Annotated in this window: 27 protein-coding genes; 19 read left to right on the top strand and 8 right to left on the bottom strand. The window is 59.5% G+C overall.

Annotation, left to right across the window (positions count from 1 at the left end):
- Positions 1–78 precede the first annotated feature (78 nt).
- A complete protein-coding gene (gene denD, locus ACS5RD_RS21595) occupies positions 79–1,035 on the top strand; it encodes a D-erythronate dehydrogenase (RefSeq protein WP_489929074.1) in 957 nt (318 codons plus the stop codon).
- A 156-nt stretch (positions 1,036–1,191) separates the two neighbouring features.
- Here the strand turns inward: denD and efp are convergent, their stop codons facing one another.
- A complete protein-coding gene (efp, locus tag ACS5RD_RS21590) occupies positions 1,192–1,758 on the bottom strand; it encodes an elongation factor P (protein ID WP_054008939.1) in 567 nt (188 codons plus the stop codon).
- Positions 1,759–1,845: 87 nt separating this feature from the next.
- Between efp and epmA the strand changes: the two genes are divergently transcribed.
- The 4 genes from epmA to ACS5RD_RS21570 all read left to right on the top strand — a co-directional run bounded on the left by epmA (position 1,846) and on the right by ACS5RD_RS21570 (position 4,362).
- The gene (gene epmA, locus ACS5RD_RS21585) at positions 1,846–2,895 is read left to right on the top strand and encodes an EF-P lysine aminoacylase EpmA (RefSeq protein WP_489929073.1); all 1,050 of its coding nucleotides are present in this window, start codon (positions 1,846–1,848) and stop codon (positions 2,893–2,895) included.
- A 114-nt stretch (positions 2,896–3,009) separates the two neighbouring features.
- A complete protein-coding gene (gene pgsA / locus ACS5RD_RS21580; RefSeq protein ID WP_054008937.1) occupies positions 3,010–3,675 on the top strand; it encodes a CDP-diacylglycerol--glycerol-3-phosphate 3-phosphatidyltransferase in 666 nt (221 codons plus the stop codon).
- Positions 3,672–3,920, top strand: a complete 249-nt coding sequence (gene moaD / locus ACS5RD_RS21575) for a molybdopterin converting factor subunit 1 (protein ID WP_054008936.1) — start codon at positions 3,672–3,674, stop codon at positions 3,918–3,920. Before pgsA ends, moaD begins: the two co-directional genes overlap by 4 nt.
- Position 3,921: 1 nt before the next feature.
- Complete coding sequence (locus ACS5RD_RS21570) at positions 3,922–4,362, top strand: molybdenum cofactor biosynthesis protein MoaE (protein WP_054008935.1); 441 nt, start codon at positions 3,922–3,924, stop codon at positions 4,360–4,362.
- A gap of 1 nt (position 4,363) precedes the next feature.
- Here the strand turns inward: ACS5RD_RS21570 and ACS5RD_RS21565 are convergent, their stop codons facing one another.
- Complete coding sequence (locus ACS5RD_RS21565; RefSeq protein ID WP_489929072.1) at positions 4,364–5,356, bottom strand: P1 family peptidase; 993 nt, start codon at positions 5,354–5,356, stop codon at positions 4,364–4,366.
- A 67-nt stretch (positions 5,357–5,423) separates the two neighbouring features.
- Here ACS5RD_RS21565 and ACS5RD_RS21560 point away from each other — a divergent pair, with 67 nt between their 5' ends.
- Complete coding sequence (locus ACS5RD_RS21560) at positions 5,424–6,125, top strand: SDR family oxidoreductase (RefSeq protein WP_202905684.1); 702 nt, start codon at positions 5,424–5,426, stop codon at positions 6,123–6,125.
- Positions 6,126–6,200: 75 nt separating this feature from the next.
- A complete protein-coding gene (locus ACS5RD_RS21555) occupies positions 6,201–6,674 on the top strand; it encodes an REP-associated tyrosine transposase (protein WP_489929071.1) in 474 nt (157 codons plus the stop codon).
- 83 nt (positions 6,675–6,757) lie between these two features.
- On the opposite strand, the gene ACS5RD_RS21550 is transcribed toward ACS5RD_RS21555, so the two are convergent.
- Positions 6,758–7,078, bottom strand: a complete 321-nt coding sequence (locus ACS5RD_RS21550) for a TFIIB-type zinc ribbon-containing protein (RefSeq protein WP_489929070.1) — start codon at positions 7,076–7,078, stop codon at positions 6,758–6,760.
- A gap of 131 nt (positions 7,079–7,209) precedes the next feature.
- Here ACS5RD_RS21550 and yghU point away from each other — a divergent pair, with 131 nt between their 5' ends.
- Both yghU and ACS5RD_RS21540 read left to right on the top strand, forming a co-directional pair.
- The gene (gene yghU / locus ACS5RD_RS21545; RefSeq protein WP_489929069.1) at positions 7,210–8,061 is read left to right on the top strand and encodes a glutathione-dependent disulfide-bond oxidoreductase; all 852 of its coding nucleotides are present in this window, start codon (positions 7,210–7,212) and stop codon (positions 8,059–8,061) included.
- A 221-nt stretch (positions 8,062–8,282) separates the two neighbouring features.
- Entirely contained in the window at positions 8,283–9,488 is a 1,206-nt protein-coding gene (locus tag ACS5RD_RS21540; RefSeq protein WP_489929068.1) for a M24 family metallopeptidase, read from the top strand.
- Positions 9,489–9,549: 61 nt separating this feature from the next.
- On the opposite strand, the gene ACS5RD_RS21535 is transcribed toward ACS5RD_RS21540, so the two are convergent.
- A complete protein-coding gene (locus ACS5RD_RS21535; RefSeq protein ID WP_054008929.1) occupies positions 9,550–9,804 on the bottom strand; it encodes a GlsB/YeaQ/YmgE family stress response membrane protein in 255 nt (84 codons plus the stop codon).
- A 360-nt stretch (positions 9,805–10,164) separates the two neighbouring features.
- Between ACS5RD_RS21535 and ACS5RD_RS21530 the strand changes: the two genes are divergently transcribed.
- The gene (locus ACS5RD_RS21530; RefSeq protein ID WP_489929067.1) at positions 10,165–10,995 is read left to right on the top strand and encodes a L,D-transpeptidase; all 831 of its coding nucleotides are present in this window, start codon (positions 10,165–10,167) and stop codon (positions 10,993–10,995) included.
- Between the two features lie 52 nt (positions 10,996–11,047).
- Here the strand turns inward: ACS5RD_RS21530 and ACS5RD_RS21525 are convergent, their stop codons facing one another.
- On the bottom strand, positions 11,048–11,389 hold the full coding sequence (locus ACS5RD_RS21525) for a cupin domain-containing protein (RefSeq protein WP_489929066.1): 342 nt from the start codon (positions 11,387–11,389) through the stop codon (positions 11,048–11,050).
- A 150-nt stretch (positions 11,390–11,539) separates the two neighbouring features.
- Between ACS5RD_RS21525 and panB the strand changes: the two genes are divergently transcribed.
- Together panB and panC are read left to right on the top strand one after the other, a co-directional pair.
- Complete coding sequence (panB, locus tag ACS5RD_RS21520) at positions 11,540–12,373, top strand: 3-methyl-2-oxobutanoate hydroxymethyltransferase (RefSeq protein ID WP_489929065.1); 834 nt, start codon at positions 11,540–11,542, stop codon at positions 12,371–12,373.
- Positions 12,370–13,209, top strand: coding sequence for a pantoate--beta-alanine ligase (panC, locus tag ACS5RD_RS21515; protein ID WP_489929064.1), 840 nt, complete (start codon positions 12,370–12,372; stop codon positions 13,207–13,209). Before panB ends, panC begins: the two co-directional genes overlap by 4 nt.
- A 34-nt stretch (positions 13,210–13,243) precedes the next feature.
- Here the strand turns inward: panC and ACS5RD_RS21510 are convergent, their stop codons facing one another.
- A complete protein-coding gene (locus ACS5RD_RS21510; protein WP_489929063.1) occupies positions 13,244–14,515 on the bottom strand; it encodes an acetylornithine deacetylase/succinyl-diaminopimelate desuccinylase family protein in 1,272 nt (423 codons plus the stop codon).
- A 115-nt stretch (positions 14,516–14,630) separates the two neighbouring features.
- Between ACS5RD_RS21510 and ACS5RD_RS21505 the strand changes: the two genes are divergently transcribed.
- The 6 genes from ACS5RD_RS21505 (at position 14,631) to ACS5RD_RS21480 (ending at position 21,529) form a co-directional block, all read left to right on the top strand.
- Positions 14,631–15,701 carry a hypothetical protein gene (locus tag ACS5RD_RS21505; protein WP_489929062.1) on the top strand — a complete coding sequence of 357 codons (1,071 nt, stop codon included), beginning with the start codon at positions 14,631–14,633 and terminating at the stop codon, positions 15,699–15,701.
- Between the two features lie 393 nt (positions 15,702–16,094).
- Complete coding sequence (locus ACS5RD_RS21500; protein WP_489929061.1) at positions 16,095–17,231, top strand: hypothetical protein; 1,137 nt, start codon at positions 16,095–16,097, stop codon at positions 17,229–17,231.
- Positions 17,232–17,273: 42 nt separating this feature from the next.
- Positions 17,274–19,202 carry an AAA family ATPase gene (locus ACS5RD_RS21495; RefSeq protein ID WP_489929060.1) on the top strand — a complete coding sequence of 643 codons (1,929 nt, stop codon included), beginning with the start codon at positions 17,274–17,276 and terminating at the stop codon, positions 19,200–19,202.
- On the top strand, positions 19,203–20,579 hold the full coding sequence (locus tag ACS5RD_RS21490) for a DUF6638 family protein (protein WP_489929059.1): 1,377 nt from the start codon (positions 19,203–19,205) through the stop codon (positions 20,577–20,579).
- On the top strand, positions 20,576–20,842 hold the full coding sequence (locus ACS5RD_RS21485; RefSeq protein WP_489929058.1) for a hypothetical protein: 267 nt from the start codon (positions 20,576–20,578) through the stop codon (positions 20,840–20,842). Before ACS5RD_RS21490 ends, ACS5RD_RS21485 begins: the two co-directional genes overlap by 4 nt.
- Positions 20,843–20,854: 12 nt before the next feature.
- Positions 20,855–21,529: a DUF1523 family protein gene (locus tag ACS5RD_RS21480; protein WP_489929057.1), complete on the top strand. Its 675-nt coding sequence runs from the start codon at positions 20,855–20,857 to the stop codon at positions 21,527–21,529.
- A gap of 108 nt (positions 21,530–21,637) precedes the next feature.
- Here the strand turns inward: ACS5RD_RS21480 and pheT are convergent, their stop codons facing one another.
- Entirely contained in the window at positions 21,638–24,046 is a 2,409-nt protein-coding gene (pheT, locus tag ACS5RD_RS21475) for a phenylalanine--tRNA ligase subunit beta (RefSeq protein ID WP_489929056.1), read from the bottom strand.
- A gap of 92 nt (positions 24,047–24,138) precedes the next feature.
- Here pheT and ACS5RD_RS21470 point away from each other — a divergent pair, with 92 nt between their 5' ends.
- Complete coding sequence (locus ACS5RD_RS21470; RefSeq protein ID WP_489929055.1) at positions 24,139–24,354, top strand: hypothetical protein; 216 nt, start codon at positions 24,139–24,141, stop codon at positions 24,352–24,354.
- A 3-nt stretch (positions 24,355–24,357) separates the two neighbouring features.
- Here ACS5RD_RS21470 and pheS read toward each other — a convergent pair whose 3' ends face one another.
- The gene (gene pheS / locus ACS5RD_RS21465; protein ID WP_489929054.1) at positions 24,358–25,440 is read right to left on the bottom strand and encodes a phenylalanine--tRNA ligase subunit alpha; all 1,083 of its coding nucleotides are present in this window, start codon (positions 25,438–25,440) and stop codon (positions 24,358–24,360) included.
- Positions 25,441–25,490 lie beyond the last annotated feature (50 nt).

The following is a 25,490-nucleotide window of genomic DNA, read 5'->3' as shown; positions in this document are numbered from 1 at the left end:
GCTGACGGGGGGCATTTTACGATCGGGCTTTGAGGCCGGGGCAGGTCATGCTTTGGTGTGCGCAAACGGGAGGGTTGGATGCGGGTTTTGATCACGGGGGCGGCGGGGATGATTGGCCGCAAGCTGACGGCGGCTTTGCATGCGCGCGGGACCGTGCAGGGCAAGGCGATCAGCCAGTTGATCTTGCATGACATTGTGGCGGCTGCGGCTGAGGCTCCGCATATCGCGCTGGTGGGGGATTTGTCGGCGGCTGGGGTGGCTGAGGCGCTGATTTCGCACAGGCCAGAGGTGATTTTCCATCTGGCCGGGGTGGTGTCTGGCGAGGCAGAGGCGAATTTCGATCTGGGCTATCGGGTGAATGTCGATGGCACGCGAGCGTTGTTTGAGGCGATCCGAGCGGCGGACTATGCGCCTCGGCTGGTTTATGCCTCGACAACGGCGGTTTTTGGCGGGCCGTTCCCCGAGGAAATACCGGATGATTTCGCACCGACGCCGCATTCTTCTTATGGCGTGCAAAAGCTGATCGGCGAGGCTTTGCTGTCGGATTACTCGCGGCGGGGTTTCTTTGAGGGCATCGGGCTGCGGCTGCCGACGATCTGCGTGCGGCCCGGTAAGGCCAATCGTGCGGCGTCGAGTTTCTTCTCGGGTATTATCCGCGAGCCGTTGAACGGCTTACCCGCCGATCTGCCGGTGGCGCGGGATTGGCTGCACACCATGGCCAGTCCGCGCGCGGCGGTGGGGTTTTTCCTGCATGCGGCGGAATTGGATTTGAGCGCGGTGGGGCCCTGGCTGAATCTGACGCTGCCGGGGGTGGCTGTGACGGTGGGGGAGCAGATTGAGGCTTTGACACGAGCGGCGGGGGCGGATGTGGCGGGGATGATCCGCGATGTGCCGGACCCTGCAGTTTGGGCGATTGTGCAGACGTGGCCGAGACGGTTTGCTGCGACGCGGGCGAAGGCCTTGGGATTTCGGGCGGAGGACAGTTTTGATCAGATATTGCAGGCGTATATGGAGGATGATTTGCGCCGGGTTTGACGGGGTGGTTTTGGGGGACTAGCGCCGGGGACTAGCCCCCGGACCCCCAGGATATTTGAGCACAGAGGATGATAATTTTAGTCTAATTGTTGGGGGTTTGGGCATGAGAAAGCCCGCCACGCGGGGTGCGGGCGGGCTTTTACTGCGGTTTGAGGCTTAGTCCTGCACGCGGCCGTAGTAGGAGTAATCTTCGGTGTTGATCACGATGCGCGCCCCCGGTCCGATATGTGGCGGCACCATCACGCGCACGCCATTGGTGCAGGTGGCGGGTTTATACGACGACGAGGCGGTTTGGCCTTTGACCACCGGCTCTGTCTCGGCGATCTCAACGTTGACGCGCTGCGGCAATTCCAGTGCAATGGCAACGCCGTCGTAGGTTTTCAGATACACTTTCAGGCCGTCTGTCAGGAAGGCTTTGTCGTCGCCCACCACATCGGGGTGGACTGCGAATTGCTCGTAGGTGGTCGGCTCCATGAAATGGAAGCCTTCGCTGTCTTCATACAGGAAGTCATATTCGCGGTCATCGACGTTGGCTTTTTCCACCATCTCGGTGGTGCGCCAGCGTTCAGCCACTTTCACGCCATCCGAGATGCGACGCATGTCGACGGAGGTGGTGGGGGTGCCTTTGCCGGGATGGAAGTTTTCGGCTTTGAGCACGGCGTAAAGTTTGCCGTCCATCTCGACGACATTGCCTTTGCGCAAAGAGGAGGCGATGACTTTCACGGGGTGGTTCCTTGTTGTTAAGTGGCCCAACGGGTAAAGGGCGAAAGCGTTGCGGTGGCTTTAGCGCGTTTGATCGGAAATCTCCAGATGGCAGGCGAAAATAGCGAAATGGCGTGGTGGCATCCGATGAGGCATGCGGACAGGCGCGGGATTTTGCTGGCGAGGAACCGGATACAGGCGGCGCTGCGACTGTGGTTGGCGGAGCGGGAGTTTGTCGAGGTGGATCCCTCGGCGTTGGCCCTTTCGCCAGGAAATGAGGCGCATCTGCATGGGTTTATGACGCAAGCGATCGGCAATGATGGGGTGGGGCAGGCGATGTATCTGCACACCTCGCCTGAGTTTGCGATGAAGAAATTGTTGGCGGCGGGTGAGCAGCGCATCGCGGCTTTCGCGCATGTGTATCGCAACCGCGAGCGGGGGGCTTTGCATTCCCCCGAGTTCACCATGCTGGAATGGTATCGGGTGGATGAAGGGTATGAGGTGCTGATGGCGGATGTTGTGGCCTTTTGTCGGCTGGCGGCAGATATCGGCGGCGGGGTGTTGCGGTTTCGGGACCGGGTTTGTGATCCTTTTGTAGAACCCGAGCGGCTGTCGGTGTCCGAGGCGTTTATGCGCTATGCCGGGGTGGATTTGCTGGCCTCGATTGGGGCGGATGGCGAGCCTGTGGCGTCGGTGTTGGCGGCAGAATTGGCGCGCGTCGGGTTGCGGGTGGCTGCGGATGACACTTGGTCGGATATGCTAAGTCGCGTGTTGGGGGAGTTGGTCGAGCCGCATCTGGGGATGGGGCGGATCACCATTCTGGACGAGTACCCAAGTGCCGAGGCGGCTTTGGCGCGCAAGCATCCAAGCGATGCGCGGGTGGCGGAGCGGTTTGAGGTTTACGCTTGCGGGGTGGAATTGGCCAATGGGTTTGGCGAATTGACCAACCCCGAGGAGCAGCGCCGCCGTTTTGGTCTTGAGATGGACGAGAAGGCGCGGGTGTATGGCGAGCGTTATCCGCTGGACGAGGATTTTCTGGCGGCTTTGGCGATCATGCCCGCCGCAAGCGGTATCGCGATGGGGTTTGACCGGGTGGTAATGTTGGCGACGGGGGCAGCGCGGATTGATGATGTGATCTGGGCTCCGGTGCCCGCCTGACCTATGCCCAACTGACATATTTGTCATATTTTTCGGCGGATAGGCGCTTTTGTGCCTATATCCTGCCGGAAATGCCGCTTCCCCCCGGCCCTCGATTTGGCTACGACTTGGCGCATGAAATGGTCGATCCCAAACACTCTGACTGTGCTGCGTCTGTTGGCCGCCCCCGGCGTGCCGCTGATGTTTCTGTATTTCCAACGGCCTTGGGCGGATTGGTTCGCGCTGACTTTGTTTGTGGGCGCTGCGATCACCGATTGGTTTGACGGCTATCTGGCGCGGTTGTGGAAGCAGGAAAGCAAGTTCGGCACCATGTTGGACCCGATTGCCGACAAGGCGATGGTGGTCATCGCGATACTGGTGCTGACCGGGTATTCCGGGATGAACCCTTGGCTGATCCTGCCTGCGACGGCGATTTTGTTCCGCGAAGTTTTTGTCTCGGGTCTGCGCGAGTTTCTGGGGGCCAAGGCGGGGCTGCTGAAAGTGACAAAGTTGGCAAAGTGGAAGACCACGGCGCAGATGGTGGCGATTGCGGTGCTATTTCTGGGCACGGGGTTGGAATATCTCAACGGTGTCGCGATGCATGGCATGACGCCCGAGCAATATACCGATGCCGTGATGCAGGGGCTGGCCGATCCGATCCGGGCTTGCGGCAAGCGTGATTGCGCAAGCGTGGCGGGCGATGCCGGGCTGGTGTTGATGTGGATTGCGGCGCTGCTGACGGCGATGACGGGGTTGGATTACTTCCGCAAAGCGCTGCCATTTCTGCGAGAAGATAAATGATCGACGTGCTGTATTTCGCTTGGGTGCGGGAGCGGATCGGCGTTCCGCGTGAGCGGATCGAGACGCAGGCGGCGACGGTGATGGAGTTGATCACCGAGTTGAAAGCCCGTGAAGAACGCTATGAATGGGCGTTTGGCGATCTGGCGAGCCTGCGGGTGGCGGTAGATCAGGAATTGTCCGGCTTTGAAGCGTCGCTATCCGGCGTGCGCGAACTCGCGTTCTTCCCCCCCATGACGGGTGGCTGAGATGCAGGTGTCTGTGCAGGCCGAACCGTTTGATCTGGGCGCGTTGTCCAACGCCTTTGCAGCAAAGGTGGCCGGGGCCGGGGCGGTTGTCACCTTCACCGGTTTGGTGCGCGACAATGGCGGCGCGTTGGCCGCGATGGAGATTGAGCATTATCCCGGCATGACCGAAAAGGCGATTGCGGGCATGATGCATGAAGCCAAAGCGCGCTGGTCTTTGGTCGATGCTTTGGTGGTGCATCGCTATGGGCGACTGGCGGGAGGTGAGCCGATTATGATGGTCGCCACCGCCGCGCGGCATCGGGCGAATGCCTTTGCTGCGGCGGAGTTTCTGATGGATTACCTGAAATCCCGCGCGCCATTCTGGAAGAAAGAGCTGTCTGCGGATGGTGCCGAATGGGTCGCCGCGCGGGACGAGGATGAGGCGGCGCTGAAGCGGTGGTAGTCTAGCCGCCGTGGCGCGGGCGGTAGCAGGGTTGCAAATCCCCCGACATCGGCGACGCTTCATAAATCGCGCGGGCGATGGCACGGGCAAGGCAGATTGCCGCCGCATGGCCGAGTTGGAAAGTGTCGGTCGGCGGGTCTGCCAGCGGTCTTTCTCCGGTCGCGGCGGCAAAGATCAGATCGCCATCGAGTGGTGTGTGTGAGGGCACAATGGCGCGGGCCATGCCGTCATGGGCGGCGGTGGCCATGCGTTGCGCCTGCGCTTGGGTCAGGCTGGCGTCGGTCGCGACGATGGCGATGGTTGTGGCCTCTCCCATCCGTTTGCGCGGAAGTGGGGCATCGGGGGTCGCGAGCTGCGGGTAGGGGCCAAGCCCGCCGAACTCGCGGCTGCGCTCCCATGCAGCGGCCCAGAAATGTGGGCCATCATTCACCGTCACCGAGCCCAAAGCGTTCACCGCCACCAGCGCGCCCACGGTCAGACCTGAGGGCAAGACTAGCGAGGCAGAGCCGAGCCCGCCCTTCCAGTATCCGGTCGCGGCACCAAACCCTGCGCCTGCCGTGCCAACAGTGAAATCCTCGGTTGCGGTCAGATAGGCCTGTTGACCCAGATCGTAGTAGGGATTGCGCGCCCATGTCTTGTCACCGCCATTCAGCAGATCAAATAGGATCGCCCCCGGCACAATTGGCACGCGCTGATCGCCCACCGCGAAGCCACACCCCTGCGCGCGCAACGCATCCGCGACACCTGAACAGGCATCCAAGCCAAAGGCCGAACCACCGGAAAGCACAAGCGCATCCACCTGTTGCACCAGTTTGTCGGGTGCCAGAAGATCAGTCTCCCGCGTGCCGGGCGCGCCGCCCATGATGTGAACAGCGGCGGTGAAAGGGCGATCCGCCGTCAGCACCGTGCAGCCAGAGCGCAGCTTGGCATCATGGGCCGTCCCGACCCGCAGGCCCGCAATATCAGTGATCAGGTTCTTTGGGCCAACGTGCATGTGAAATCCGGGTGGTGTTTGGCGGTTGTGCGTGTCAGCTTCCAGCAAAGCACAGATGGAGGCAGAAATGCAAAAAGTTGCGGTGATCACGGCGGGCGGTTCGGGCATGGGGGCGGCTGCGGCACGGCGGTTGGCAGCGGATGGCTTTGCCGTGGCGATCCTGTCTTCGTCCGGCAAGGGCGAGGCTTTGGGCGCGGAATTGGGCGGCGTTGGGGTCACCGGGTCGAACCAGAGCAATGACGATGTGCAGCGCGTAGTGGACGCGGCGATGGCGAAGTTTGGCCGGATCGACGTGCTGGTGAACTCGGCAGGCCACGGGCCGCGCGCGGCTTTGTTGGATATCACCGATGAGGGTTGGCATCAGGGTATTGATATCTACTTCCTGTCCGCGGTGCGCCCGATTCGCGCGGTGACGCCGATCTTTGAGGCGCAAGGCAGAGGGGGGGCGATCATCAACATCACCACTTTTGCGACGTTCGAGCCGGATCCGGCGTTCCCGACAAGCGGCGTGGCGCGGGCGGGTTTGGCGACGTTTACAAAGCTTTACGCCGATAAATATGCGCCGCAGGCCATTCGCATCAACAACGTTTTGCCGGGGTTCATCAACAGCTTGCCCGAGAAAGAGGAATTCCGCGCGCGGATTCCGATGGGGCGCTATGGTCGAGTGGAGGAAATTGCCGGGACCGTCAGCTTTCTGGCTTCGGATGCGGCGGGCTATATCACCGGGCAGAATTTGCGCGTGGATGGTGGGATCACACGCTCGGTTTAGCGGGGGCGGTTTAATCTCGGGTTGGACGGTTTGGCGGTAACGCTATGTTAACCGGCGGCGTGGCAGGCTGCTGGGATGACATATCACATCGGCCCACCCGCCCCACATAGCCACTACTTCACTGTCGCCTTGAACCGACCCGGCGATGATCTCTTGGTGCTGGAAATTGAACGCCTGCGCCAAGCGGTGCGGCTGACACGGGCGAAGCGGCCGTTTCGGATTGCGGCTTGGGTGGTGATGCCAGATCACCTGCACACGATCTGGACTTTGCCCGCTGGAGAGGATGATGTGGTGGGTCGCTGGCGTCTGATAAAAGCGCGCTTTTCGACCAGCCTGCCGCACGAGGCACGCAAATCCCGCACCAGCCGCACCGACCAAAGCGTCTGGCAGCGCGGTTTCTGGCAGCACCGCATTGGCGATGCCGCCGATATGGCGCTGCATATGCGCAGTTGCCAGATGGACCCGGTGCGGCACGGTTTGGTCGATGTGCCGGAAGCTTGGCCCTATTCGTCATTCCGCGCCTCTGCCACCCTAGAACGGGTGGGCTAGCGATGCATCGACGACAGGTAAACTGCTGCCCCGGTCAAGCCAGAGGGCAGCAGAATGACGACGTACGGCCGGGTGGCCTGCGGTTAGAAATCAAACAGATCGCCCAAGAAGCTTTCACGGCGCTTTTTCTTGCCGTGATAGCGATCTTCGTCGTCATCATGCCTGCGGCGCGGTTCATCACGCAGGGGCGCTTGGCGACTGGTTTCGGTCCGATAGCCCGGCTCGGGTTGATAGACCGGGGCCGCCTCACGCGGGGCGGCGGCAGGGGCGGTGGCGGCACGCTCGATGATCTTGTCCAATTCGCCCCGATCCAGCCAGACGCCCCGGCATTTCGGGCAATAATCAATCTCGACACCGTTGCGATCGGCCATCACCAAAGTCTCATTGTCGACAGGGCACTGCATGCCATTCTCCTGTGTTGTGCGTCTTTGAGATGGGGGCTGTGGTTTTTTGTGCAAGCGCGCGCGCTTGTCGCAGGGCGGATTTGTGCTTACCTCTTGGCGTCCGGGGCAGGCCGCCCCAAAAGGATTTGTCGATGTCGACCACGCCATATGTTCCGCCGAAAGTTTGGACTTGGGATGCCGCCAATGGTGGCCAGTTCGCCAATATCAACCGCCCCATCGCCGGGGCGACGCATGATAAAGAGCTGCCGCGCGGCAAGCACGGCTTTCAGCTTTATTCGCTGGCAACACCGAACGGTCAAAAGGTCTCGATCATGTTCGAGGAGCTTTTGGCGGCTGGCCATGCCGCTGAATATGACGCTTGGCTGATCAATATCGGCAGAGGCGATCAGTTTGGCTCGGGCTTTGTTGGGGTGAACCCGAATTCGAAAATCCCGGCGCTGCTGGATCTGACCGGGCCCGAACCGCTGCGGTTGTTTGAATCGGGCTCGATGCTGGTGCATCTGGCCGATAAGTTTGGCGCTTTCCTGCCTGCCAGTGGCGCTGCGCGGACCGAGGTGATGAACTGGCTGTTCTGGCAGATGGGATCGGCACCTTTTGTCGGCGGCGGTTTTGGCCATTTCTTCGCGTATGCGCCGGAGAAGCTTGAATATCCGATCAACCGATACGCGATGGAAACAAAGCGGCAGTTGGATGTGTTGGATCGGCGCTTGGCCGAAGTGAACTTTATCGCGGGTGAAGATTACTCGATTGCCGATATGGCAATTTGGCCGTGGTATGGCAGCATGGTTTTGGGGCGCAGTTATGCCAATTCGGCGGAGTTTCTGGATGTTGGGATTTACAAAAACCTCAAGCGCTGGGCGGATGTGATTGAAGCGCGGCCTGCGGTGAAGCGGGGGCGGATCGTCAACAAAAACTGGGGCGATGAGGCAGAGCAGGTGCCAGAGCGGCATGGGCCGGAAGATTTCGCAGGTAAGGCGGTCTGACGCGAAGGCGATTTCCGAATCGGAAATCGTGCCGGAATTCGCGTGAATTCCGCAGGCTTGCCAAGCGGACTTGCGGGACTTATCCTGCTATCGAGCCGTGGCGATGGCGTTGCCACAGGGGTCTTCCCAAAAGCTTGCAGAGCAACCTGCTTTCGTCCTGCACGCCGGGACCCTTCGGGGTTTCGGGGCGCATGCCCAGACCCCAAGCATAAGGTCTGATAATGACGACACGTCCAGAACAATATCGTTTCCACCAAGGCGACCGGATTTTGCCCTTTGCCGCCGAAGAATATGACGCGCGGCTGGCTGGCTTGCGCGATCTGATGGAGGTGCATGGGGTGGAGGCTTGCGTGTTCACCTCGATGCACAATATCGCCTATTATTCGGGGTTTTTGTATTGCTCGTTTGGGCGGCCCTACGCCTTGGTGGTGACGGCGAGTCAAAGCGTCACCATCTCTGCTGGCATTGATGCGGGCCAACCGTGGCGGCGCGGCCATGGCGATAACATCACCTATACCGATTGGCAGCGCGACAATTACTGGCGCGCGATTCTGTCGGTGACGGGCGAGGGCCGGGTGATTGGCTGCGAGGCCGATCATCTGACACTGCTGCAATCGGAAAAGCTGAACCATTTCCTCAAGCCCAAGCGCGGTGTTGATATTGCGCGTGGCACGATGGAACAGCGGATGATGAAATCGCAGGCCGAGCTGGATTTGATCCGGCATGGCGCGGGTGTGGCCGATGTTGGCGGGTTTGCCATTCGCGAGGCTGTGCGCGAGGGGGCGCGGGAACTCGACATCGCCATGGCGGGGCGAGACGCCATGGAGTTGGAGATCGCCAAGCGCTTTCCTGATGCAGAGTATCGCGACACTTGGGTGTGGCTCCAGTCTGGCATCAATACCGATGGCGCACACAATCCGGTGACCAGCCGCAAGTTGAAGCGCGGCGATATTCTCAGCCTGAACACCTTTCCGATGATCTCGGGATATTACACGGCGCTGGAACGGACGATGTTCGTGCAAGAGGTCGGCCCCGCCAGTCTGCGGATGTGGGAGATCAACGTGGCTGCCCATGAATATGGCATCAGCCTGCTGAAACCTGGTGCGTCCTGCGCGGAAGTGACGGCGAAGCTGAACACCTTCTTTGAGGAACATCAGGTGCTGCAATACCGCACCTTCGGTTACGGCCATTCCTTCGGCGTGCTCAGCCATTACTATGGCCGTGAGGCTGGGCTGGAACTGCGTGAGGATATCGACACGGTGCTGGAGCCGGGTATGGTGATCAGCATGGAGCCAATGTTGACGGTCCCGGATGGCCAACCCGGCGCTGGCGGCTACCGCGAGCATGATATTTTATTCATCACCGAAGATGGCAATGAGGATATTACCAAATATCCTTATGGCCCTGCGTTCAACGTGGTGGGATAAAGCAAAAAGGGCCGGGATTTCCCCGGCCCTTTTTGTTCAATGCTGGCTCAACTGCCCTAGCTCAGGCGCGTTTCACCAGTTTGATCACGAAGAGCAAAATCACCGCACCGATGGTCGCGTGGACGATCGCGGCCAGAATCCCGCCCCCCAGACCAAAGCCTATGCGCGGCAGGATTGCACCGGCGATGAAGGCACCAACGATGCCGATCACGATGTTGCCCAGCAGACCATAACCAAAGCCAGAGACGATCTGCCCCGCAAGCCAACCCGCAATCGCACCGATCAGCAGAGCAATCAGAAGACTTTCAATTCCCATGGTTTCTTTCCCTCAATTTTGCGCCGCAACGCGCAGCGATCCTTTCAAGGTAACGCATTGGAGGAAAAAGCGTTCCCGAATATTTACGGCATTTCCACTGGCCAAATAACCTACCCAAGGCCAAGTATCAGCCGTGGGGTAGAAAGAATCACCCTGCATCGGCAGATTTCGCGCCTTTTGCATTTTCAATCAATTCACGGGGCTTGACGGAAGCCAAACCGCAGGCTCTAGGTGCAAAGATAATTTTCCTCACAGCCGAGTCTCTGCCCCGTGAACAGCCCCATTTTTCGCCTTATTGGCGTATTGTCGCTTAGCCTGCTTGCCGCTTGCGGCACTCCGACACCGAAGTCCGTGACGCCTATGGTGGTGCCCGGGTATGAAGGGGTTGAGGACGAAGGTTTCTATATTCAGCCCGTCGATGCCGAGCTGTTGTCGGCAGATCGCGCCCGTGCCGAGGTGGAGTATACCGCCGATGATGCGCCGGGCACGATTGTGATCGACACTTTCGCGCGCAAGCTGTTTCTTGTGCAAGAAAACGGTCGGGCGTTGCGTTATGCTATTGCGGTGGGGCGTGAAGGTCTGTCGTTCCGTGGTTCGGGCGTGATCGGGCGCAAGGCGAAATGGCCGTCTTGGCAGCCGACCGCGAATATGATCCGCACCCGGCCTGACCTTTACGCCGAATATGCCGGCGGTCGCGCAGGCGGGCTCGAAAACCCGTTGGGCGCGCGGGCGATGTATCTCTATCGCGGCGGTCGCGACTCGATGTTCCGCATTCACGGCACCATCCAGAATGAGACCATCGGTCATGCCACTTCGGCGGGCTGTATTCGCCTGTTCAACCAAGACGCGATGGATCTGTACGACCGCATCGACTTGGGCACGCGGGTGAAGGTGCGCTCGCTGGAAGAAAGCCTCGCCATCGAGGGCCCTTATATGGATGACGCTTGGGGCCGTGCTGTGCCGGAAACGCCCGAGAACATCGCGCGCAAGCCGCAAGATGAGCAGATGTTGGTTGAGCAAGAGGCCGCCAAGGCTGCCGCTGCCACAAAGCAAGCCGAGCTTGATGCGAAGAACGCGGCTAAGGCAGAGAAAAAGCGGCTGTCTGTTTGTAAGCGCAAAGGCATTGACGAGGCAGATTGCCCACCGTTGCCGGAACTGGCGTCGGCTGACGGGACGACGAGCAACGGTTGATCGCCAAGCATGCGTATCAAACGGCCCCGCAAAACTGCGGGGCCGTTTTGCTTTAGGCTTTGATCACATAGTCTTTCAGGGTGGTCTCTATCACTTCCCAAGTGCCGGAAAATCCGGGGCGGATGATATAGCTGTCCCCGGCTTTCAACACGGTCGTGGGGCCGCCCGCGTCGGTCAGCACCGAATGGCCGGAATGAATATAGACATATTCCCATTCAACATAGCTGATCCGCCATGTGCCGGGAGTGGATTGCCAGAGCCCACAATAAAGCCCATCGCGATCTTCGATGTTCCAAGTGGTGTGGACAGGATCGCCCGTCACGATCCGCGACGGGTCCGGGCGGGTGATTTCGGGTTGGATACTGTCACGGGTCACGCGTTCAATGTTCGACATTAGCGCCTCTGGGTTTGCTTAACCCGCATAGCGCCCGCAGATCATGGCGGCGTCAAGCCAGATTGCCGCTGCAATGCAGCGTAATAATCTTGCTGTCCGCTTTGGCTTGTGCCCATATGATTGGCACAAAGTTATCGCGGAGCCGATCAGATGAGTGCAACCTCCCCCGTTCGTCCGGTGCTGCCGCCCGATATTCGTGCCCGTAAGGGGCAGGCTCCCTTGGTGGTGCTGACCGCCTATACCACTCCGGTGGCGCGATTGGTCGATGCGCATTGCGATATGGCGCTGGTTGGCGATTCTGTCGGCATGGTGCTGCATGGGATGCCCAGCACGATTGGCGTGACGATGGAAATGATGATCCTGCATGGCCGCTCCGTCGTGCGCGGTCTGCAAAAAGCCATGGCCGTGATCGATATGCCATTCGGCAGTTACGAGGAAAGCCCGCAACAGGCTTACCGCAATGCCGCGCGTCTGATGGCCGAGACGGGTGCCCCTTGTGTCAAGCTGGAGGGCGGCGTGCATATGGCGGAAACCATCGCGTTTCTGACCAAGCGCGGGATTCCGGTGCAGGCGCATATTGGCCTGACGCCACAATCGGTGAACACTCTGGGCGGCTACAAGGTGGTCGGCCGTGAGGGTGAAGCTGACGGTGTGATGGAAGATGCGCTGGCGATTGAGGCTGCGGGCGCGTTTTCGGTGGTGTTAGAAAAGATCCCAGTGGGGCTGGCGGCACGGATCACGCAGCGGTTGAGCATCCCGACGATTGGCATTGGGGCGGGGGTAGCCTGCGATGGGCAGGTACTGGTGGTTGATGATATGCTTGGCTTTTTCACCGAATTTCGTCCAAAATTCGTCAAGCGCTATGCGGATCTAGGCGGTTTGGCCTCCGACGCGATTGCAGAGTATGCGGCAGAGGTGCGGGCGCGGACATTTCCGGCCGAGGAACATTCCTTTGCCGATGTAGCGAAAGGCAAGCAGTCTTGATGCAGATCATTCGGACTGTCGCAGATATGCGCATCTTGGTGCGCGGGTGGAAAGCTGCGGGCGAGGTCGTGGGCGTTGTGCCGACGATGGGGGCCTTGCATGACGGGCATTTGTCTTTGGCCCGCGCGGCGAAGGCGGAATGTCAGCGGGTGATCGTGACGATTTTCGTCAACCCCAAGCAATTCAACAACCCGGATGATCTGAAGAAATATCCTCGGACAGAGGCAGCCGATGCGGCTTTGCTGCAAACGGTGGGTGTTGATGTGATCTTTGCGCCGGAACCGGCAGAGGTTTACCCTGACGGCTTCACCTCGACCGTTTCGGTCGGCGGCGTGTCCGAACCTTTGGAGGGCCGGATGCGTCCGGGGCATTTTGACGGCGTGGCGACCGTGGTCACAAAACTTTTCGGCATGACCATGGCCGACAGAGGTTATTTTGGCCAAAAAGATTGGCAACAATTGCAGGTCGTGCTGCAGTTGGTGCGCGATTTGAATGTGCCGATCACCATTGTCGGCTGCGAGACCATTCGTGAGGCGGACGGGCTTGCCATGTCTTCCCGCAACAGCCGCCTGACGCCCGAGGGCCGCGCGATTGCGGGGGTGCTTTATGCCGCAATCTCTGCGGCAGCAGAGGATATTCGCGCCGGGCAGTCTGACCGGATGGCGATCCGCGAGGCGGCAGAAACGCTGCGGCATGCGGGGTTTGAGCGGGTGGAATATATCGAATTGCGCGATGCCGAGACGTTGATGCCCTCGGATGACATGCAGCGGCCCCGCCGGATGTTGGCTGCCGCTTGGCTGGACGGGGTGCGGCTGATCGACAACATTCCGGTTTAGCGGCAAGCGCCGGGGTGGTCGGGGTAATGTCGAGTTAAGTCGCCAGCAAGTCGAGCAGAACCAACGACATCACCTTTGCGCTGTCCTCCATATCCTGCACGCCGATCCATTCATCGGGTTGATGCGCCAGATGCAGCAGCCCCGGCCCATAGGCGATGCAGTTCTTCAGCCGCCCAATGCGGTCGATGTGCTTTTGGTCATAGGTGCCGGGGGAGACGACATAATCCGCCGCCTGCGCCAACACCCGTTCAATCGCAGCGGCAGTCGAGGTGACAATCGGCGCATCTAGGTCTGTCATCGTGGACTGCACCTCGAACAAATCCTTGATCTCATAGGAAAACGTCGGACGCTGGGCTTTTACGCGCGCCAGCACATCGGTGATTTCCTGCTTCACATCGGCCAGATATTCCTCGATCAGATAACGCCGGTCGATGATGATCCGGCAGTGATCGGCCACGCAAGGTGTGGGCAAAGAGCTGTCTCCGGGCGCCAGATCAGCCACCCCCCCGTGGATCGAATTGATGTTCAGTGTGGACTGTTTCGCACCCTCTGGCACCACCGGCATCGCGGTTGTTTTGCGTGCCAGTAGCGGGTAAAGCCGTTGCTCAATCTCCTCTAACACCGCGCTCATATGCCGAATGGCGCTGTCACCCAGAAACGGCATCGAGCCATGCGCGATGCGGCCGTGGGTTTCAATCTCGGCCCACCACACGCCACGATGGCCCAGACAGATACGGTCTTTGTGCAAGGGCTCAGGGATGATCACATGATCCACATGCGCAAAATGGCCATGTTGGGCGAGGTAGACTACTCCGCCATAGCCACCGGATTCCTCATCCGCCGTCGCTGAAATCTCAATACTGCCGCGCCAATCCGCGCCACCGGCGAGAAACGCCTCGATCGCGATCACCGATGCCGCGAGGCCGCCCTTCACATCGCAAGCGCCCCGGCCATAAATCCGATCGCCGTCGAGTTCCCCACCAAACGGATCGCGGGTCCAGCCGTGGCCGACCTCGACCACATCGTGATGGCTGTTGAAATGCACACAATCACCCGGCAGCCCAGAGTCGATCCGCGCGATCAGGTTCCAGCGCGGAAAGGTGCCGTTATCCCCCGGCGCGCCCACAGCGCGGATGAAGTGCAGTGTAAACCCCGCGGCCTCTAACCGCGCCGCGAGATAGTCGCAGATCCAGCGATAATGCTGCCCCGGCGGATTAAGCGTTGGAATACGGATCAGATCCTGCGTCAGGCCAATAAGCTCTTGGCGACGGGCGGCGACTGCGGCAAGGATGGCATGATCGGTCATCGGGCCAGAGTGCCGCGCCACTGCGCACGGAGCAATGCGAATTTTCCCGGCCGAAGTGATGTAACTAGACTTAACATGCCTATATCATGGCACGACGTTCATAACGGAGGGTTCGATGGCCGATTTCGACACGCAGATCAAGGAAAGCCAAACTCAGGTTGCCGCCGCACAAGCGAAGATTTCCGCGATCACCGGGCGGATCGAAGCGGCGCGGGCAAAGCTGGATGCAGGCACCTCGGTCGATATCGAAAACGCCTCGCTGGAGGATGTCCACAAGCATACCGACCTGATGAACGCCAATATCGCCGAGTTGATCATGGGCCTTGATGATGTGACGGCGGGGTTTTCCAAGGACTTCGACGAGATGCGCTCGAAGACCGGGATGGAGAGTTTTATCGGCGTGTTTTCCAACGCCAAATCGGAATCGATGCGGCAAGAGCGGATGCGCACGGCCTCGATTGATAGCAAATTGCAGGATTTGATTGGCAAATCCGACATCATCGTGCGGCTGTTGCAGGGCCAGCTCGATATGCTGAATGGCCAGAAGGCGACAGTCGAGGCGAACCTTGGCGCCACCCTGACCGAGCGTGAAGCGACGGTGATGGCCTTGGAGGCCGTGCGCGTCGAGGTCGGCGGGATGGATCCGAAGATCATCGAGCTTGAGAATAAGATCTCCGTTGAGCAGGACGCAGGTGCGCGCACAAAGCTGGAAACCGAACTCGCCGGCCTGAACGGGCGTTATAATGCCTTGGTGCAGGACGAACAGGTGCAACTGGCGAAAAGCCAGACGCTGGAGCGGTATATCGAAAAAGGTAAAACTTGGGTCGATAGTTTGACCAATCAGGCCGCCACGCAGTTGGTTTTGATCAACAAGTTGCAAACGGACACCAAGCAGCGGGTGGTTTTGTATGACGCTTTGAGCGCCAGTTTGAAGACCGCCCAGCAGCAGGATGTGGCCCACCGCATCAACGAAATCGGCGTGAAAACCGACCAAGAGGCGCAGGTGGCGATGGCCGCGATTGGGGCCGCGACCAATCAGAAAATGGCCAATATGCTGGAAGCTCACGAAGGCCACATGATCTTTGCGCGCGAGGTGCTGGAGCAGAAAGCCAAGGCCGATGAACGTTTCGCGCGGCGGTTTGCCAAGATCGTCGAGAAGCACGACAAGAACGCGTATGGGGAGTGAAACCCATTAACGGTCGATACCTTGCGTGGACGAGTTTCGCCTACGCTGTGCTTATGGGGCCGATTGCAATCGTGATCGCTGCCATTGCGTTGCATCGGCACCCAGAAATGTCATTTGGCGAAGTCTCTTACCTCGCTGGGATCACCTTTGTTTGGCCGCTTCAAGTGCCTGTCGCCCTTGCGGCGATTTGGTATTTTGGAGCATTGGCCGGATTCTTGTTTTGGAAATATTTGGAGTTGATTCAGTTGCTGACGGGATTATCTGTGGGTCGTCGCATGGGAAGGTCGCTTGCCAGTGATCGATTCCTAATGAATGCGCGGCGCCACGGGCCTTACGGGTGGCTGCACAGAAAGGCGCTAGCAGCCTACCCTGTGCAAACGGCAGGGGATGCAAATGGCTGAACCGACTGTCAAACAGCAACTCACTGACGACCACCAAGAACTCTACGACACGCGCACAGCGCGGCGCTATTTTGCCAAGTTTGAGCGGATCACCCGCCACCTCGTCCGCGTCGCGGGAGAGGTCGAGGCCGAAGGCCGTCTGACCCGCACCGAAGCTCGCATTCTGGGCCGCTACCTTGCGGCGTTGACCGGCACGTTCAAGGCGCTGAACTACAAATACCTGATGACGGGCCGGGCGGAAGGTGCGGCTCGCCTGACGTTTGATCGCCACGAATCCGGCTTTCCGGTGGCGCAAGAACTGATGATGATGGCGCTGGACGCGGCTCAGGTGCAAAAACACCTCGGCGGCATGGCCTCGGAAACCGAGCTGAAAGACCGCATGGTGCGCCAGATTGTGCGCGACCTGACCGTGCCGATCCAGTTGCAATTCGCGCTAAGCCAGCGGCTTTACTACGAATCCCTCGCCACTGGCGGCATCTTCTGGCCGCGCAACGACCCCGATTGCCAATGGATCGAAGACGTTCACCGCGACGGCGCCGAGCGTAAGCATTTCCTGCTGCACTGGGCGGTCTATGACACGCAAGCCAATCTGCCCGTGGTTTACCTGATGGATGTCGAAGACAGCGGCAAAAAGCCCCTGCCGAATGATGATCGCCGCTGGCCGATGGCGCAGGCGCATTTGATGGCGCAATCGGCGCTGGGGTTGAAGCTGCTTACCATCGCGCAAGGCTTCGATAAGGATTTCGCGGGCTTGCACCCCAAACGCCTGCGCCGCATCACGCTTGGCCCGATGCACAGCCATGATTTCACCCTGCAATCCGGCCCGATTGCGCAGGTGCTGGCCGACGCCAACGCACCGGATGGTGACGATTGGGCGCTGGTCTGGACGGTGGAAGATCTGATTTCCGACCGAGAGGAAGAGGTCAAGGACGGCTGGTTCTCCAGCGCCGAGCGGCAGGTTTACAAGCTGGACCGGATCGCCAGCGACAGCGGGGCGACGCGGATCGAACGCATGGTGATCTTGCCCGAGCGACCGTATCAGGTTCTCGCCGATCTGAACCCACCGGGCTTTCGCGAGGTGCGGAAATTTGTGGTGGGCGCGGGCGACCGCATCATGCCTGCGCGATGAAGCCATGCTTAAGTGTTTGAATAAATAGAGATTGGAGATAGGATGACCGGCGCGCGCGATACGATGGAACTGCGGGAAGAAACCATCCGTGCACAATATGATGCGGCGCTGGCCCTGTTGACTGGATTCGATCATGCTCCGCGTTTGGCCAAGGCGATGGCTGAGGCGAAAACCGAACGCTCGCCCGGCATCGGCACGCGCCCCATGTTCCGCTCCACCACCCCCGGTATGGTGACGCGCAGCACTGCCCGCCCCGGTGGCGTCCGTCTGCTGGAACGCGTCGAAAGCTTGGGCGATGGTCTGGTCTCCCCGGTGCAAGCTGCAGCCCTGCATGGCTTGCGGCGGGGTCTTGGTGTTGCGCTGGCGATGGCGGAAACTTTTTCGGCGCAATCCGGGCTGGCCGAGTTGAAAAAGGCCAATCTTGAGGGCCGTCTGCCTGAAGGCAAGCGCGTCGAGTTCACCGAATTGCTGGCTGCTGAGGCGCTGGCGACACTGTACACCTTTGCCAACGCCACGGCATTTTTGCTCGCTTCATCAATGGGTTCGACGACAGTGGAGGTTGGCGCAGTCGAGGAAATCTTGACCGACAACGCCCTCTTGGCCCTGCAAGGCGCGTTGTGGGAGTTGGATCAGGACGTAGCCCTTCTCGCCAGTGATGAACTCCGTCTGATCGCAGTGATTGGCGCGTTTTGTGAGGCACTGATGCAACGCGTCGCCCTGCGCGCCGAAGCGGCACCCCGTTTGCAGGCGTTTACCAGCGGCGCTTGGCGCGTTGAGGCGGATGCGTTGTCGATTGCGGGGTTCAAGCCCGCGCGCGCGGCCAAAGGCAGCGCTTTGACGATGCAATTCAAGAAGCCCTCGGAAGTGGTCGGCAATCACATCGCTAAATATCAAAGCCTTCGGTTGGCTAAAATGTTGATGGCCTATGACTTTGAACGAAAACTCAATCCCTTTGCCGAGTTGGGCGGATTTATCTTTACCTTCATGGGCGATGGTAAACCCGGCACGGGGAAAACCACGCTGATCCAAATGATGGCTGGTTTGCTGAATGACTATTGCAAGACCGCAGGCTATCCATTCCGCTATCAAAATTTCTCAATCGACCAGATCGACTCGTATCAGGGGAAATCCGGCCAAAACGCCAAAGCGTTTATTGATAACGTCTTGGACCCCGGCGTGATAGCCTTTGGCACCATCGACGACATTGATCAGGTCGCTGGGAAGCGCGGCGACCGCCAATCTTCGGCAGGTCAGCAGGAAGTAACGGCAGTATTCATGGGCGCTTTTGCTGGGGCCAATACTGTGGTGCGCGGAAATTGTACTTTCGGGATGTTTTCAAATTACCCAGAGAACGTCGATGATGCCTTGCGGCAACGCGCAGGCGCGCGTTTTCTGGTCGATGGCCCGCAAAGTCGTGAGGATTATATCGACATCCTTTCGCTGCTATTGGGTGAAAACCACGCGATTCCAGTCGGTAGCCACGATCTGTTCGCTGCCCAAGAGATTAAACGCGCTGTGACTGCCAGTTTTGAGGGTTATTCCAAGCCGCATGAAGACGGTCTGCTAAAGGTTTGGGATAAGGTTCAGCGTGATATAGGCTCTTTGGATACTTTGACAAAACTCGGGACCTACCTAAAAGCAATTCAGCAAGCAGATGACCGCTTTACCGGTCGCGCGATTAAGAACATCACCGATGCCGTCAAAGTGCGCGCGATGGATTTTGAATTGCCGAATGAATGGATGGAGACCCCCGATCTGTTCCTGTTAAAATCCTATGACGAAAAACTGATGATGATTAAGGGGCTGACTACGCCGATTACTGTCGAGATGGTGATCCAAGAAATCAACCGCTACGCTGATAGCGAATTCCGCTATGCTGATAAATCGGATGAAGTTGCGATTGAGGGCATGGTGCGCGATTTCAAACGGCAGGAAGAAGCAAAGCGACGATATCTGGAGGGGAAGGCGTAAATGAGACGCCTCATCGAAAAAGGCCTGATGTTCGGCAATCTGATTGAGGTTTCCTCGCCGCAACTGGTCGAGCGCTATAATCGCGCGCTCAAGCATCTGATCGGCAAACAATCAATGCTAAAGGATTTCCATATCGACATCTCGGGCTATTCGCCGGAAATCGGTGATGAATTGGGGGATGATCTCTATCTGAATCCCAACGGCTGTAATCGCCAATTCATCCTGCTGACCACCAGTCAAAAATCCGCACCCCTGCTAAACATGAAATTCTCGACCGCGCGCGGGATTTTGCAGCAGTTCATCGACGCCAATGAGTCACAGCTTTTCGCCCTCACCGCGCGGGATGCGGTGGCTGGGGAGTTGCAAAACTCAGTCTATGAAATCGCGAACCCCGCGAAGCTGCTGGAAATTCGACAGATCACCGTAGAGGCCGACACCATCGGCGGCCATGTCGCCGATGCCAGCAAACTCGCCAAACTGATCGACCGTTTCCGCCAAGAACCCGACGGGTGGCGCGATGATCTGCTGATGGCCGAGATGATTGAACTGGCGAAAAAGACCGGTGATGTGACGCGGGTGCCGATCAATCTGCCTGCGATGACCTTCCAGCAGCCCAGTTTCTGGACCAGCCATTTCGGCGGGCTCTATGTGTTTCGCGACGTGAAATTCCCCGGAGTGGTCAGTACAGAGCCGCGCCAAACCATTGGAAATATGCAGATTTCTCCACTGATGGATCTGACCCAGCGCAATGCGATTGCCGAGTGGCTGGAGCGCAACGGACTGGTGGAGCCCATCGTGCAGGCGCGCGGCATGGATGCCGCGGCGGTGCTGCGACAGAAGATGGACTTCGTTTTGGTCGATGCCGCCGAGGCGTTGGATCTTGAAATTGGCGACGCGCGGCGAACGGATTTGCGCAAGATTGCCTACCGTTTGGGCGATGCTTTGCCCGAGGAATTCTTGGGTTTGGCGCAGCTTCTGCGCTGGGTGGAAGGCGCGGGGGATTGGCCGCGAATCACTTCGGAACACAAAGCCTACTTCTACACCCTGCGGGCTTCGGCTGGGGTGGAGCGAGACTTGGTTAATATGCTGCTGTCGGAACTGGCGCCAATGGATGTGCGCCAAATGTTCATTGTGCATAAGGAATTGTTCTACGCGCAATATGCCACATGGTCGGATCGCAAGCGCCAATATGTCGCGGATTTTCTGGAACGCGAGTATAAGGTCGATGCGCAGGGTGCGCGCGAGGCGTTGTTTGGGCCCGAGCCGTCGATGGACAATCGGCATCGGCCCGAGCCGAAGCCTGCGCGCGATCTCGGCGCGGCGGTTGGACCTTGGGGTGCTGTTACGAGGGGCGCAGGTTTGGGGGGGCGGACATGATCGGCATCTTGCGGGCGGCGATTCTGGGATTCGTCCTGTTATCCGTGGTTTACATACTGGTTTCGATCTATTCCCGCTCGGTTCGGCGCGAAAAACTGGAAAAGAAATTCGACGCCGGGGGTATAGAGGGCGACCGCGATGCCTATATCGAGGCAGGGATGCAGGCGTATCAAAAGGGTCTGCGGCATCGGCTGTTGTGGTTGGTTTACATCATCCCTGCGGTGGTGGTCAGCGCGACCGTGTATTTCGTTAACTATCAGTAAGGAGAGACCAGAATGTGGACCTATGTGAAGTGGAGCTTCCGAATTCTGGTTGTGCTCGTGGTGGGCGGCTTTCTGCATTACACGCTGCCGCAGCATGATATTGTCAGAATTACAAATACTTACAATCGTCTGACCACGGTAGGTTCGGAAAATTCTTGGGCCTATGCCTCGCCTGATGTGGGCACCGGCGAAAACACGGTGACGCGAGATATCCGCTTTGTTGAGGCTGCTTTCCCAGATGGACATGTAATTGTTTACCGCAACGAGGATACCGGCTGGATCTGGCCGCCCTATTTCAAATACGATAGTTCCAACCTCCAAGCCGAGGCAGGCAACCTGAAATCGGCAGAGGCCGCGCCGAAATGGGTATCGGTGACGCATTATGGCTGGCGGCTGGCGTGGCTGTCGATCTATCCGAATGCGGTTGCGGTGAAGGAAGTCGCCGAGCCCGACGTGCGGATTATCCCCTATGTGAACATCATCGTGCTGCTGGCTTTGGCGTTCGGGGTGTTCATGTTGCGCCGGATGTGGTTGCAGTTTTGGGAGCGGATGGTGGAGCCTGCGGTGGCTGAAGTCGGCGAGACTTGGGACGGTGTTGAGGCGCAAGCTGGGGCTGCCAAGGCAAGGGCAGGCGGGTTCTTTGGCCGGATTGGCGCTTGGTTTGGTACTTGGCGCAGGAAGCCCTAGGTGCAAGGTTAATGCACCGATTACACGAAAAACATCGTATTGAATCGGTGCTTTATCTATGAGTCCTAGGTGCTGAGGCGTGGCGGATAACGCCCCGCGCTCATCGCTTTAGCCGCGCAGGCTGCCGCCTGTGGCCTTGCTGACTTTTTCGATGATCTTGGCGGAAACCGCTTCGATATCGACTTCGGTCAAGGTTTTGTCGTTGGGCTGCAAGCGCACCGTAAAAGCGATGGACTTTTTGCCAACGCCCATTTGCGCCTCGGCTTTTTCGCCGGTGAACTGGTCGAACACCCGCACGGACTCGATCAGAGTTTTGTCGGCCCCAATAGCGGCGTTTACGGCCGTCAAGGCCTCAATCCTCTTATCGACGACGAAGGCGAAATCACGATCTACCGCTTGTAGATCAGACAGAGCCAGCGCCGGTTTCGTCGGCGTTTTCACCTTGGGCATTGGCACATTGGCGAGCAGAATGGTGAAGGCCACGGCGGGGCCTTTGACACCCATCTCGGCCAGCACCTTCGGGTGAACCTCGCCAAAACTTGCCATCACATTCGGCCCCAGACCGATCACGCCAGAGCGGCCGGGATGCCACCACGCCGCGACCTTCCGGCTGATCTGCACACGCGCCGGGGCGCCGATGGCGGCCAGCGCCGCCTCGGCATCGGCTTTCGCGTCGAACACATCAACGGCACGGCGGCTGCCGTAGGGATCACGCGGGCCGGATTGGCCGATCAGCAGACCCGTGGCTTGCAGATGCTGCTCGCCGGGTTCGCCGCCTTGAAAGGCGGGGCCGACCTCAAACAGCGCCATATCGGCAAAGCCGCGGGCTTGGTTGCGGCTGGCTGCGCGCAGCAGGCCCGGCAGCAGATCGGGGCGCAGATGCGACATTTCCGACGAGATCGGGTTATCGACGCGGACGGCATCCGCGCCGCCACCGAACAGCGCAGCAGAGGCTTGGTCGATGAAGCTGTAGGTGACGCATTCGTTGTAGCCCAAGGCCGCGATGGTGCGGCGCGCGGTGCGCTCGCGGACCTGTAGCGGCGTCAGGATCGGGCGCGGCACGCCGGGAATCGCGCGGGGCAGCGGCTTGCCTTGCAGTTTCGACAGCGATGCGATGCGGGCGACCTCCTCGATCAGATCAGCCTCCCCCAGCACATCCGGGCGCCAAGACGGCGGAGTAGCCATATCACCTTTCAGGGTGAAGCCAAGCGATTCCAAGGTCTTGCGCTGCTCAGCCTCAGGGATATCCATGCCGACAAGGCTGATAACCCGCGCGGGGTTCAGTTTATAGGCGCGGGCTGCGTCGATCGGAGCACCGTCTAGGGCGATGTCGCTGGCTTCGCCACCGCAGAGATCGAGGATCATTTGGGTGGCCAAATCCAGCCCCGGCAGGGTGAAAGCCGGGTCCACGCCACGCTCAAACCGATACCGGGCATCCGAGTTGATCTTCAGTGCGCGGCCGGTGGCGGCGACGGTGATCGGATCCCACCATGCGGATTCGAGGAACACATCACGGGTTTCCGGAGTGCAGCCTGAGACTTCACCGCCCATGATCCCGGCGAGGCTCTCTACGCCCTGATCGTCGGAAATTGACATCTGGCCTGCGCGCAAGGTGTAGGTTTTACCGTCGAGCGCTGCGAATTGCTCACCACCTTGGGCGGCATGCACGCGCAGCTTGCCGTGGACTTTGGCCGCGTCAAACACATGCAGCGGGCGGTTCAGCCCGAAGGTGAAGTAGTTGGTGATATCGACCAAAGCCGAGATCGGGCGCAGGCCGATGGCTTTCAGGCGGTTGGCCAGCCAATCCGGGGAAGGGCCGTTGGTGACGCCGCGAATGGTGCGACCTGCGAAATGTGGGCAGCCTTTGGCTTTGAGATCGGCGGAGATTTCCACCTGCACTGGGGAAGCAAAGCCTCCTTTGATCACCGGAATTGTCAGAGCCTTCAACGTGCCCAAACCCCGCGCCGCGAGATCGCGGGCAATGCCGCGCACGCCCAGAGCATCGGGGCGGTTGGGGGTGACTTTGACGTGGATCATCGGATCTGCCAGACTGGGGCGGTTTATCGCCAGCCAATCGGTGAATTTCTCGCCAACCTCGCCCGAGGGCAGCTCAATAATGCCGTTATGCTCATCAGAAAGCTCCAACTCACGCTCGGATGCCATCATGCCATGCGATTCGACGCCACGGATTTTGCCGATACCCAGCGTCACGTCGATGCCGGGCACATAGTCGCCGGGTTTGCACAAAACCACAGTGATGCCGGCGCGGGCGTTGGGCGCGCCGCAGACAATCTGCTTTTCGCCCTCATCCGTCATAACACGGCAGACTTGCAGCTTGTCGGCATCGGGATGCTTTTCGGCGTGCAGCACTTTTGCGATGGTGAAGGGCGCGAGTTTGGCCAGCGGGTTGACCACCTCCTCAACCTCAAGCCCCAGATCGGTGAGGGCGTAGAGGATATCGTCCAAGCTGGACGAGGTTTCGAGGTGATCTTTCAACCAAGACAGGGTGAATTTCATGGCGCGGCCCTTCGGGAATTGTCGCTTGCGGGATTAACGCATTGAGGCGGAAAGGGGAAGCGGGCAGGGCAGGTTTCCCCCGTGGAAACGGCTTGTCGCCAGATCAATGGGGCGATTGCCTTATTCTGTGGGCAATGATCAGCTATACCGCCCTGATGATGGACCCGATGTTTGAAATCCCAAAGGACCGCAAACGGCTGAACGTTGGGAAGCTCTGCTTACTGCTCGGGCTGACTGCGCTTTTGTATATGACGATCGCGCACGAATTCACGGCACTGACGCGGGCTCTGATCGCGCCCGCGCAGTAGGATTTAAGCGCTCAGCCCGCCCGCCAGATCGGGCATGTCCAAAGCCGCAAAGCCGTAGTGGCGCAGCCAGCGCAGATCGCTCTCAAAGAACGCGCGCAGGTCCGGGACGCCGTATTTCAGCATCGCAATCCGATCGATGCCCATGCCAAAGGCGAAGCCCTGCCATTCGTCGGGGTTCACCCCTGCGGCGGACAGCACGTTGGGATGCACCATGCCCGAGCCGAGGATTTCCATCCATTTGTCGCCTTGGCCGATCTTCAACTGACCGCCCTCCCACGAGCAACGAATATCAACCTCGGCTGAGGGTTCGGTGAAAGGGAAATGGCTGGCGCGGAAGCGCAGTTCCACCGAAGGCACCTCGAAGAAGGCGCGGCAGAATTCTTCCAGCACCCATTTCAAATTGGCCATGGAGATATTGCGGTCGATGGCCAGACCCTCAACCTGATGGAACATCGGGGTGTGGGTCTGGTCCATATCCATACGGTAGACGCGACCGGGCGCGATCACCCGGATCGGCGCGCCTTGGGCGGCCATGGCGCGGATTTGCACCGGGCTGGTGTGGGTGCGCAGCACATGTGGCGGGCGGTCGTCACCCGCTGCCCGGTTCATAAAGAACGTGTCATGCTCTTGCCGCGCCGGGTGTTCCGGCGGGATGTTCAGCGCGTCGAAGTTATACCAATCGGATTCGACCTGCGGGCCTTCGGCGACGGCAAAGCCCATATCGGCGAAGATCGCGGTCAGTTCTTCCATCACCTGAGACACCGGATGAATGGTGCCCTGACGGCGCGGGCGACCCGGCAGGGTGACATCCAGCCATTCCGAGCGCAGGCGTTCAGTCAGCGCCGCATCGCCCAACGCGGCCTTTTTGGCGCGCAGGGCGGCGTCAATCTCATCCTTCAGCACGTTCAGCATGGCACCAGCGGCCTTGCGCTGATCGGGTTCCATCTTACCGAGACCGGACATCAGCGCCGAAATCTCGCCCTTCTTGCCAAGGGCGGCCACGCGCAAATCTTCCAAGCCCGCCTCGTCGCCCACATTGGCAACGGCGGTCAGGTATTTGGCCTTAAGCGTGTCTAACCCGTCCATAGCAATCTCCGGTATTCCTGCGGCCTTGTGCTAGCGGCCAAGCCCCGGAT

Source organism: Cypionkella sp. PAMC25878 (assembly GCF_058135695.1).
This window is presented reverse-complemented; position numbering and strand designations above follow the sequence as displayed.